This is a genomic window from Propioniciclava sp. MC1683, assembly GCF_014164675.1.
GTDB lineage: Bacteria > Actinomycetota > Actinomycetes > Propionibacteriales > Propionibacteriaceae > Propioniciclava.
On record NZ_JACJFX010000050.1, the window covers coordinates 1 to 10,940 of the forward strand.

Below are 10,940 nucleotides of genomic sequence, written 5' to 3' on the forward strand. Positions count from 1 at the left end.
GACACAAGCCCGACACGACAATTCGTGTGCCCACCGTTTTCAGCCGTTCCGGAACCACCGAATCGCGTTGACAAGCATCGATGCTCGCTCAGACCCGCCCGAATGCCCACCAACTGCGGAACTCGGGGAGGATGGTGGCCAACCACCCAATTCGTCCCTGCGAGTCCCGCCGAGCTACTTCGCGAGGAGATGGTCCAAGTGTCGGCGGACTGCGGGCCAGTCACCGTCGGTGATCGAATACTGCGCCGTGTCGGTCACTTCACCGGTGCGCATGATCCGGTCGTTGCGGATGCGTCCCTCGAACACCGCCCCCAGCCGCTCGATCGCCCGCCGCGACGGATGGTTGAACCAGGTCGCCCGGAAACACACCCGCCGGCAGCCCCACTGCTCGAACGCGTGGGCGAGCATCAGCAGCTTCGCCTCCGTGTTCGTTCCGGTGCGGTGGGCCGACGCCGCCTGCCACGTGTAGCCGATCTCCACCGCCGGGACCGTAGGGAGCGGATGGCAGTAGGTCGTCACGCCGACAAGCTGGCCGTCGGCGAGCCGGCGGAGGGCGAACGGGAGCATAAGTCCGCGCTCAGCCAGGTCACGTTTGGCCTTGACGTCGGCCGCCACCGTCTCGGGGGCGGGTGCGGAGGTGTACCACAGGTCGTTGATGTGGCCGTCCTGCACTGCGGCGCGCAGTCCCTCGATGTGCACGTCATCGAGCGGTTCAAGGGAAACAAGGTGCCCGGTGAGAGTCGTCGGCGTGAGGAATTGCATGGTCAACACCTACCGGATCGCGCGAGCTCTGGCTGCCATGCCGCGCCCCCGCGGCGGCATGTGAGTGAAATGCAAGCACCCATCGAGGGAGCACCGCGCCGGAGAGAGGCCGACCTGGACAAGGAGGTTGCCGCATGCCGCGCTCTGAGTCGCCCGAACCTGCCCTCGGTGTCAGGATGGGCATGTGGGCGGTGCGAAGCAAAGGATGATGGAACTCCAAGAGCGCGGCTTTGGTGAAGTCGAGGGCGTCCTGTGCCTCGATCACCTTGTCGATGCTTACCTGCAACTCGGATTGACCAGTGCAGTACATCGGCGCCCTGCACGCTCTGCGGGCGCGCCGACCGTCCTCGCGGCCCGATAGTGGATCTTGTCGAGATCGTCGTTGAAGCGATCAAGTATTGGTAGGGGATCACAGCCGCGAAATGCGACATTTGAGCTGAAACAGGTCAGTTGCGGGCGAAGCGTTCGGCATCCTTCAGCATTTGTAGCATGTAGTCCGCCAACCAGCTCTTCTGGGGCACGGTGAGGTCGCCGTGCCTAATCCAAGACGTGTAATAGCCCTTGGCCTCGTCGTGGAAGAGGTATTGCACATCACTTCCGAGGAGAACGCGGGGGAGCTGGAGAACGTCCATGGTTTCCGACTTCGGGCTCGTGGCAAGGGTGATGGACAGGAACCTCTCGTCGCTGGTAAGCCAATGGATTACATCAGGGCCCAATGTGTTACGAAAGTAGCCAACCCTCCAGCCCGGTGAGGGTGTCTGCAGGCCCAACATCCCCACGCGGCGCGGGAAGGAGGAAGCGGGAATCCCGGAATGTTTCAGGGCACGCGGTATTTCGCGGAGCAAGTGCGAAGATAGCTCCTGCACGAGGCGTTCGAGGCGCACCGCGTCTTCCAGCTGTTGGCCATTGTTGGCATTCTCGTTCGCCTTGTGGGCCTGCCACCGCGACATGTAGTCGTCGCCCATTTCTTCCCCCTGCTCTGCGCACACCGTCGTCCAGCGGAGATCCTAGCAAACGTCAATCACTCGGCGACCAGCACCTCTTACACTGCGTCCATCGGACTCCGCTTGGCAAATCGGACAACAGCCGAAGTCGTGCCCAAGTCCTGGCGCCCCCGTGGTACCGCGCCCGCGGAACACGAGGAGCGGGCGGCCATCTGGAACGCATGCAACGCCTAGTCAAGGGTGATTCGTACGGACCGGGAGTCCTTCGCGATGAGACGGTCAGGCGCCCCCGCTCTTGGACGTGACCCCATGCCGCCTGCGGTCTCAGTTCTGGTCTCAGTTGTCCCCGGACGCCGACGTCTCCCATCCGTCCAAAGCGGCTGTTCACAATCCAAGGTGTAGGCACATTCAGCTAGTTAGCGAGAATGGCTTCAAGTTGAACTCTCGGGAAGGCGGCACTGCGCGATGAGACCCTACGTGGCGCCTAGTCTGGGCCGAAGTAGGAGTCTTTGGTCCGGCGCAACCGTGTGGGCTGACCCCGTTTCGTAGGTCCGGTCGTTATGCGAGTCGTCCTGTTGCCCGCGGTGGCGGGCAGGGAGACTGGTCAGATCATGACGAACAGTAGGAAGCGTCACACTCCGGAGCAGGTCGTCCGCAAGCTCGGGCAGGCCGACAGGATGCTCGCCGACGGGCAGGATGTCGCGGCGGTGTGCCGAGAGCTCGGGGTGTCCGAGCAGACGTACTACCGGTGGCGGAACCAATACGGCGGACTCAAGGCCGACGACGCGAAGCGCCTCAAGGAGCTCGAGAAGCAGAACGCCACGTTGAAGCGGCTGCTCGCCGAAGCGGAGCTGGAGAAGGCCGCGCTCAAGGAGCTGGCTGAGGGAAACTTCTAGGCCCGGGCAGGCGCCGTGCCGCCGTCGCGCACCTGATCAGGACACTGCAGGTGAGTGAACGGATGGCGTGCCGTCTGGTCGGGCTGTCCCGCTCCGCGTACCGACGCCCGCTCAACGCCGACACGGTCGCGGACCCAGACCGGGCGCTGCGGGAGTGGCTGCGCGCCTGGGCGAAGGACCATCCCCGCTACGGGTATCGACGGGCGTATCACGATGCGCGCGCCGAGGGCTGGGTGGTGAACCACAAGAAGGTCCAACGCCTGTGGCGTGACGAGGGGCTCCGGGTCCCGCAGCGGCGGCGACGCAAGCGCGTCGGGTCTTCGACCGTCGACGCGCCGACGGCGGACGCGCCGAACGTGGTGTGGGCGGTCGACTTCCAGTTCGACGCCGACGAGCACGGACGACCGATCAAGATCTGCTCGATCGTCGACGAGCACACCCGGGAGTGCATCGGCGGCCTCGTGGAGCGCTCGATTACCGCGGACCGGCTCACCGCCCACCTCGAGGACCTCGTCGCCGCCCGGGGCGCCCCGGCGGTGCTCAGGTCGGACAACGGGCCGGAGTTCATCAGCGAGGCGATGGCCGACTGGGCCGGCACCCGCACCGGCCTGTCCTACATCCCGCCGGGCTCGCCCTGGCGCAACGGGTACGTCGAGTCATTCAACAGCCGGATCCGCGACGAGTGTCTCAACATCAACAGCTTCTACTCGCTACTGCACGCACAGGTCGTGATCGGCGACTGGAAGGACGAGTACAACCATCACCGCCGGCACTCCTCGCTCGGCTACCTGCCCCCAGCCGAGTACGCTCGGCAATGCACCCATCAAATCGAAACCGACGACTCACACACCGTCCGGACCGAATGACGGGGGCGGCCCACGTGGTCCAGACACGGGGGGACAATATCGCGGGTCGGGTGCCTGACGTGCTAGCCGGCGCGCCGGAGTGGTTGGGCCAACATACGGCACGTGACTCCTGTTTGAACAGGTCGGTCATCCGCAAGTGAGTCAGCCCCAGACCGTCGACCACAGCGTCCCCAATGGGGCCATGACCGTGCAGGCACTCGCGGACGTACGCAGAGGGCATCTGTGAACGTCCGACTCTCGGCACGACCGACCGCGCTGACGGCGGCAGAAGCGGACGTTCTCACCCCGCCCTTCTGGGTTCCTACTGACGGCTCGAGCGGTTCCACACCACGTGCCCAACGAGGGCAAGGACAGCGAGGCCGCTCGTCACGCACAACGGGGCAGACCACGGTGAATGATCACCCCCACTAACGAAGAACGTGTCGGCCAAGGCCATGCCCGGACCGAAGTTCGCCCAGAAATAGGCTGGGGCTCCCAAAGCCAGCAGAACCAGGAACGGGACCCCCACCACACTGGCCCGCCCCTCGGGCCGCCTCCAGGCGCCGACTAGCAGCGCGATCGCCAGCAGGGGCCCGACCGCCAGGAAGGCAATGACCATCCCGGCAGCCATGGATTCGCCAGTCGCGGCCACGTCCGCGTATATCTGGTCGAGACCGACGCCGGGGACTGCAGCCTGCGGATTCCACACGAGGATCTGGACCGCGGCGAGCAGCGCGTAAGCAACCACCGCCCCCGTTCCGATGAGCGCGACGGCCCTCGCGCTCAGGCGCCGCGTGGAGTTCATTGCTGGGGTCATGCCTTGCTCTTTCCCGGGACATCGGTTCGCCGTCCGGCGCTGTCGTCGACTGTATGCGCCGGCCTGGCCACGGTCCGACCCGCAAGCACCAGCCGCGGCAGATGCGGAAACCCGTACCACGGCTAGCCGTGGTACGGGTCTGCTGGCTACCGAGCCCATTGCAAGGGGGCTTCGACGTCACGCGGGAGTCACGTGTGCTGTCTTGCTGCGATCCAGCCTTGGATTGGTTCTGATGCAGCCATGACGGCATCGTCGCGTGTGGTGAGGTGCACGGGGTCGGTTATCTCGCCGACGAAGCCGTCGGGGCCATCGTTGCGGAAGGCCAGGAACATGGGGCTCCCGGTGGTTCGTTCGGTCACCACCTTCCCGACGTACAGCTGGCTGTCGGTGAGCTGCTGGGCATCGGCGATGTCGTAGGGGCCGAGGGGCCCGTCAGCGCGGGCGGCCCAGACGCCGCCGCTGGTGCCGGTCGCCCTTCTGCTGTGGGAGACGTCGGAAGCTAGGCAGTTGAAGATGAGGTACCACTGTCCGTCGAGGTTGACGGGCTGGACGACCTCAAGCTGTCCGAAGCCCTGCCCTGGTTCGGAGAGGGGTGGGCGGAGTTCCCAGGTGTGGAGGTCGGGTGACCAGGCGTGGGCGACCACCCCTCGGTCGTCCGCGGGTCCGTGGTTGGCCCGGGCGGTGGCGAGTAGGTGCCAGCCGTTGCCGTCGGGGTCGGGCAGGACCCATGGGTCGCGGAATGCCTCGTCGTGCCATTGGCCGTCGGCGAGTTTCTCGTACCAGCGGGGGTCAGCCTCGAGGACAGGTCCGGGCGCTTTGGTCCAGGTGGTCAGGTCTGGCGATGTGGCGTAGCCGATCGATTGGACGTTGGCGCCGTCGTGGAGGGTGGTGCCGGTGTAGTAGAGGTACCAAGTTCCATCAGGGTGCTGCACGATGCTGCCGGTCCAGGTGGCGAGGTCGTCGAAGGCGGGCGCATCGCTTCGGGTCACGGCGTCGTCGAGCCGGCGCCAGTTGGTGAGGTCGGTGGACACGGCGTGCCCGATGGATGCGTTGTAGTGGCGGTCGTCGGGGTTGCCGAGGGACCGGGGTGCATGGAGGAAGAAGAGGTGGTAGAGCTCGCCGTCGTCGGCGGTCCAGAAGTCCCACACCCAGGAGTCGTCGAGTCGCAGCATGTCAGCCCTTTACTCCGGAGCTCGCGATGGAGCTGATGAACGCGCGCTGGAACGAGATGAACAGGGCGAGCACGGGCGCGGTGATGATGGTGGCGTAGGCCATGATCTGGCCCCATGACACGTTGAGTTGCTTGAAGTAGTCGATGCCGACCATGGCGGGGCGGAGTTCCTCGCTCTGCACCACCATGAGGGGCCACAGGTAGGAGTTCCACGCGGGCAGGAACGTGAGGATGGCTACGGTGGCGACGGCGGGGCCGGCCAGAGGCATGACCACGCTTCGGTAGATGCGGAACCAGTTGGCGCCGTCGACGCGGGCGGCCTCGTCGAGTTCGCGCGGGATCGAGTCGAAGTACTGGTAGAAGAGGTAGATCGAGAAGGCGTTGGCGATGAATGGCACGATCTGGATCTGGTAGGTGTCCAGCCAGCCTTGCGACAGCCCGTTGGCGTCGATCCAGGGGAGTTGGTTGCTCCACCACAGCAGGGGTAGCGCCATCGTCTCGAAGGGGACGATGAGCGTGGCCAGGATGACGGTGAGGATGATCTTCTGGCCGCGGAACTCTATGCGGGACAGGGCGAAGGCGGCCATGGAGTTGACCAGGAGGCCCAGTCCGACGGTGAGGACCGACACGATGATGGAGTTGAGCATGAACCGTGCGAAGGGAACTCGGTCGAACACACCTAGGTAGTTCTCCAGGGTGAGGTCACCCACCGGCAGGAAGGCGTTGATCGAGGCCAGGTCAGCGAAGATCTGGTTGTCGGGCTTGAAGCTGGAGACGATCATGAAGACCAGCGGCAGCCCGAAGATGAGCGCGAGGAGGACGCGTCCCAGCGCCACGGCGGCTCGGGCGACGGGGTGGTTGTGGGCGGCGGCCGCTGCGGGGGGCACCTTGGCCTTGGGAGTGTGCTTGATGGTGCTCATCGCCGGGCCTCCTTGTCACGGGTGAGGTAGCGCTGAATGAGGGAGACGACCAGCACAATGGCGAAGAAGACCAGCGAGATCGCAGAGGCGTAACCGGTCTGCTGCTGCTGGAATCCGGTCCTGACGGCTTGGAATACGACGGTCGAGGTGGAGTCCAACGGTCCGCCCTGGGTCATGATGTTGACCTGGGTGAACAGCGAGAACGCGGCGATCGTGATGGTGATCAGAATGAATGTGGCGGTTTGGCGCAACCCGGGCCAGGTGACGTGGAGGAACTGCCGCCACGGTCCGGCACCATCGAGGGCGGCTGCTTCGTAGAGTTCCCCGGGGATGGTCTGCAGCCCCGACAGCCAGATGACCATGTGCATTCCGACGGCCTGCCAGATGGACAGCACGATGATCGCGAACAGGGCGGTCCGGGGGTCCCCGAGCCAGTCCGGTCCGTCGATGCCGATCTTGGCGAGCAGCACGTTGATGAGGCCGTTCGGCTGGTACATGAACATCCAGAGCATGGACACGACGACCATGGAGGTGACCACGGGTAGGAAGTACACGGTGCGGAAGAAGTTGACCCCGCGCACCTTGGCGTTGATCAGCAGTGCGAGCCCGAGCGCGATGGCGGACTGCACGGGAACGATGACCAGCGCGAATACCACCGTGTTCTGCAGGGAGCGCCAGAAGGTGGGGCTGGCGAACAGGCGGGTGAAGTTGTCCAGCCCGATGAAGCGCGCCGGCTCGGGAGAGATCAGTCGGGCGTTGGTGAAGGCCAGCCCGAAGGTCAGGATGATGGGGATGATCAGGAAGGTGACCATGAGGATGATGGCCGGGACGAGCATCAGCCAGGCGACGGTCACGGGTTGGTGGCCGAGCGTGGTTCGGGATCTCGGGTTCCGGGCGGCGGCCCGGTCGGGCGTCACTGCAGGCGGCATGGGGAGTTCCTCCTCGAGGATGGGTGGCGCCGCACGTGCGGCGCCACCCTCCGTTCGTCACTCGAAGTAGTTGTTGGACTGCTGGTTGGCGTCGATGTTCAGGACCGCCTGGTCCAGCGCCTGCTGGGGGTCAGCGCCGTTGATGATGTCCTGGGCGGTCTTGGCGAACTCGGTCGCGATGAAGGGGTAGCCGGGGGTCTCCGGCCGCACGACTGCGAACTCCTTGGCGAACTGGCGGAAGATGTCGTCCTCCCCGCCCGGCTTGAAGGCCTCCACCTGGTTGGCAGCCGCGTCAGTGGCCGGGATGGTGCGTGTGGCCTCGGCCACCGAGGCGACGTACTTGTCCTGGGCGGCGAACTTCATGTACTCCATCGCTCCCTCCGGCGCCGAGCAGCTGGAGGACACGGCCCACTGCCACGAACCGCCGCCGATCTTGGGGCCGTGGCCCAGGTCCGGCGGGGGCAGGACGACCAGGTCGTCGCCGAAGGCCGCGCGGGCGTCCTTGGCCGACCACGAGCCGTTGTAGAGGATGGCCGACTGGCCGTTGACGAAGTCCTTGGTGGAGTCTGCGCCGCTCTTGGCCGCGACCCACTCGTTGGTGACCAGGCTACGGAACCACGTGGCCCACGCCACCGCCTCGGGCCCGTTGAGGACGCCGTCGGCGGACTTGAAGTCGGTGCGGTCGATCAGATCACCGCCGAAGCTCTGCAGCATGGGCGAGTAGGCGTACGGCCACCACTCGCCGGTCGAGCCCGTGGCGATGTCGAGGGGGTAGGCGTACTCGCCGGAGTCCTTCAGCTTCTTCAGGGCACCGTCGAACTCGGCCTGGGTCCACGGCTGGTCGACGGTCGGGATCCGGATGCCGTGCTTCTCCAGGACGGACTTGCGGGAGAACATCGCCAGGGCCACGTCGTAGTAGCCGTAGGAGTAGTTCTGGTCCTTGTACTTGCCGACCGTGGAGGGCAGGAACTTGCCGAGGGTGTCATCGAGCCCCTCGAGGGGAGCGAGGTAGCCGGCCCACGCCCAGTTGGGCACGTTGGGGCCATCGGTGTCGAGGATGCAGGGGAGCTTCTTGGAGGCAGCGGCAGCCACCACCGACTGGTTGTAGGAGTCCTGAGGGAACGCCTGGATGTTGACCTTGTACTTCGTCTGGCTGGCGTTGAAGTCGTCCACGATGGCGGTGATGGCCCCGAGCTCCTCCTCGTTGCCAGCGTTGTGGGTCCACATCGCCAGCTCCGTGGTGCCGTTGGCCGACGTGCCCTGATTGGTGGTGCTGGAACCGCCCTTGGCGCAGGCGCCGAGCGAAACCGAGAGCGCGGCCGCGACGCCCGCAGCGGCCACCTTCTTGATGATGCCTGTGGTCACGATGATCCTCCGAAAGTCCTCGCCGCCGCAGCCTTTGCGTCGGCGCTAAAAGGATTTAGCACTCAGAAGGTAACACGTCCCGTGCCGACGGTCAACGGGTTGGCTAAATCCTTTCGACAGGGCACGATGGGCATCGGTGGGGCACGCGCGCCCTGCCGGGACGAGAGGGTCGGGATGGGAAAGCGCGCAACGTTGGCCGACGTGGCCGAGCGGGCTGGAATGTCCGTCACGGCCGTCAGCCTCGTGCTGAACAACCGCGAGGGCTCCCGACTCTCTGCAGACGCTCAGGAACGCATTCGGGCGGCCGCCCGCGAACTCGACTACCGGCCCAACCCCGCAGCCCGAAGCCTTCGTGTGGGCAAGACCCGCACCGTGGGGTTCATCTCCGACGATGTGACCGTCACCCGCTACGCATCGGCCATGATCCGCGGCGCCCTGGATGGCGCGGAGGCCCGCGACCACACCGTCCTGATGGCGGAGGCGGGCAACGATCCAAAGCGCATCAACCGGGCCGTCCGCGCCATGCTCGACCGCAGGCCGGACGGGCTCATCTTCGCCCTGATGGGATCGAAGGAGATCGACATCCCCGCCGAAGTCGGGGACCTCCCCGTGGTGGTGCTCAACGGCGCCTCGACCGGTGGCCACGCCTCGGTCCTGCGAGACGAGATCACGGCCGGCCGGGACGTGGCGAACCACCTGATCGAACGAGGACACGAGCGGATCGCCCTCCTCGGCGACGCCGACGCCCTGCGCCGCGACCGACGCCTGTCGGTCTCCATCGGCGACCGCTTCACGGGCATCGAATTAGCCATGGCAGAAGCGGACCTCACCTTCATGGCGCGCCACTTCGAGGAGGACTGGGAACCCGAGAAGGGCTACCGCGGCATGCTCGCCCTCCTGGACCAAGGCCTCGACCTCACCGCCATCATCGCCATGAACGACCGCCTCGCATTCGGGGCTTACCAGGCCATTTGGGAGCGCGGACTACGGATCCCCACAGACATCTCGATCGCATCCTTCGACGATGACGTCATCGCGACCTACGTCCACCCAGGTCTGACGACCGTCCGGATCCCCTACGAGGAAATGGGAAGGGCAGCCATGGACATGCTTCTGACGGGGAAGCCTGTGGGACATCTCCAAGTGCCCATGCCCCTCCGCGAGCGTGAGTCGGTCGCAGACCGACAGCAGTGACAGCCAGAGGCCGCGGCCTGGACAGCCCCGGTGATGGCGGAGCAGAACGACAGGAGCAGGACATGCAGAACTCGGTGATGGTGGTCGGGGAGGCGCTCGTCGACGTGGTGAACGGCACCCCGCATGTCGGCGGCAGTCCGCTGAACGTCGCGGTGGGGCTGGCTCGGCTGGGCCACGACGTCAGCTTTGTGGGGCGCCTCGGCCACGACGAATACGGATCGCTCATCAGCGACCATCTCCGCGCCAACACAGTTCGCTGCCTGCTGCCACCCGACCGCCACCCGTCGAGTGCCGCGATTGCGACACTCGACGCGACCGGGTCAGCGTCATACGAGTTCGAGTTGGTGTGGGAACTGCCCCCACTCCCAGAATGGCTGCCCGCAGCGTTGGAGGGCGCCCGTGCCGTACACACAGGATCGATCGCCACGCTACTGCCCCCAGGGGCGGACACCGTACTGGAGGCGATCCAGAGCACCCGCACCCACGGCGCCCTGATCAGTTTCGACCCCAACTGCCGACCGTCGATCACCCCGGACACCGCCGCTGCACGAGCCAAGGTGGAAGCCTTCGTGGCGTTGAGCGACGTCGTGAAAGCCTCCGACGAGGACATGGTCTGGTTGTACCCCGAAAGGCCCATCGAGGCCTCGGCCGAAGCATGGCGCCAACTGGGCCCAGCCCTAGTGGTGGTCACTCGTGGCTCTAGCGGCGCTCTCGCGGCACATGCGAACGGTCTGGTCACGGTCCCCGCACCGCCCGTGGTGGTCGCCGACACAGTCGGCGCCGGGGACTCCTTCATGGCAGCCCTCTTGGCGGGATTTCTCGACCTGGGCGACGATCCCCGCGCGATGCTCACACCGGCGAGCATCGAAGCACTACTTCGCCACGCAACGGCCGCGGCGGCCATCACCGTGGGACGCGTCGGCGCCAACCCGCCCACCCGTGAGGAACTTGCCAGCGCCGCACCAGCCTGACCTAGGCCGTGTTGATCAAGAGGTTTCGCTCCTCGGTGGGTGAGTCTTGAACGGTGACGCGACAGGAGATCTCTGACGAGGTGTGGGCCGTGATGGAGCCGTTGATGCCGACGGTGACCGGGAGGT

Annotated in this window: 10 protein-coding genes; 3 read left to right on the forward strand and 7 right to left on the reverse strand. The window is 65.8% G+C overall.

What is annotated here, in order from left to right; translation table 11 throughout:
- Positions 1-174: 174 nt before the first annotated feature.
- Complete coding sequence (locus tag H5397_RS16345) at positions 175-762, reverse strand: GNAT family N-acetyltransferase (protein WP_131170278.1); 588 nt, start codon at positions 760-762, stop codon at positions 175-177.
- Between the two features lie 446 nt (positions 763-1,208).
- Entirely contained in the window at positions 1,209-1,727 is a 519-nt protein-coding gene (locus H5397_RS16350) for a hypothetical protein (protein WP_182818751.1), read from the reverse strand.
- Positions 1,728-2,317: 590 nt separating this feature from the next.
- Between H5397_RS16350 and H5397_RS16355 the strand changes: the two genes are divergently transcribed.
- A protein-coding gene (locus H5397_RS16355; protein ID WP_182818752.1) for an IS3 family transposase occupies positions 2,318-3,468 on the forward strand; the annotation gives its coding sequence in 2 pieces (ribosomal slippage) (positions 2,318-2,588 and positions 2,588-3,468; 1,152 coding nt in all).
- 301 nt (positions 3,469-3,769) lie between these two features.
- Here H5397_RS16355 and H5397_RS16360 read toward each other — a convergent pair.
- The 5 genes from H5397_RS16360 to H5397_RS16380 all read right to left on the reverse strand — a co-directional run bounded on the left by H5397_RS16360 (position 3,770) and on the right by H5397_RS16380 (position 8,649).
- Positions 3,770-4,264: a hypothetical protein gene (locus H5397_RS16360; protein ID WP_182818755.1), complete on the reverse strand. Its 495-nt coding sequence runs from the start codon at positions 4,262-4,264 to the stop codon at positions 3,770-3,772.
- Between the two features lie 188 nt (positions 4,265-4,452).
- Positions 4,453-5,436: a family 43 glycosylhydrolase gene (locus H5397_RS16365; RefSeq protein ID WP_182818756.1), complete on the reverse strand. Its 984-nt coding sequence runs from the start codon at positions 5,434-5,436 to the stop codon at positions 4,453-4,455.
- A gap of 1 nt (position 5,437) precedes the next feature.
- Positions 5,438-6,355 (reverse strand): carbohydrate ABC transporter permease, encoded by a 918-nt coding sequence (locus H5397_RS16370; protein WP_182818758.1) that lies wholly within the window; start codon positions 6,353-6,355, stop codon positions 5,438-5,440.
- Positions 6,352-7,284, reverse strand: a complete 933-nt coding sequence (locus tag H5397_RS16375) for a carbohydrate ABC transporter permease (protein ID WP_182818759.1) — start codon at positions 7,282-7,284, stop codon at positions 6,352-6,354. Before H5397_RS16375 ends, H5397_RS16370 begins: the two co-directional genes overlap by 4 nt.
- A 57-nt stretch (positions 7,285-7,341) precedes the next feature.
- Positions 7,342-8,649 carry a sugar ABC transporter substrate-binding protein gene (locus H5397_RS16380; RefSeq protein ID WP_182818760.1) on the reverse strand — a complete coding sequence of 436 codons (1,308 nt, stop codon included), beginning with the start codon at positions 8,647-8,649 and terminating at the stop codon, positions 7,342-7,344.
- 174 nt (positions 8,650-8,823) lie between these two features.
- Between H5397_RS16380 and H5397_RS16385 the strand changes: the two genes are divergently transcribed.
- Together H5397_RS16385 and H5397_RS16390 are read left to right on the forward strand one after the other, a co-directional pair.
- Positions 8,824-9,843: a LacI family DNA-binding transcriptional regulator gene (locus H5397_RS16385; protein ID WP_182818763.1), complete on the forward strand. Its 1,020-nt coding sequence runs from the start codon at positions 8,824-8,826 to the stop codon at positions 9,841-9,843.
- Between the two features lie 62 nt (positions 9,844-9,905).
- Positions 9,906-10,814, forward strand: coding sequence for a carbohydrate kinase (locus H5397_RS16390; protein WP_182818762.1), 909 nt, complete (start codon positions 9,906-9,908; stop codon positions 10,812-10,814).
- Positions 10,815-10,940: the final 126 nt, after the last annotated feature.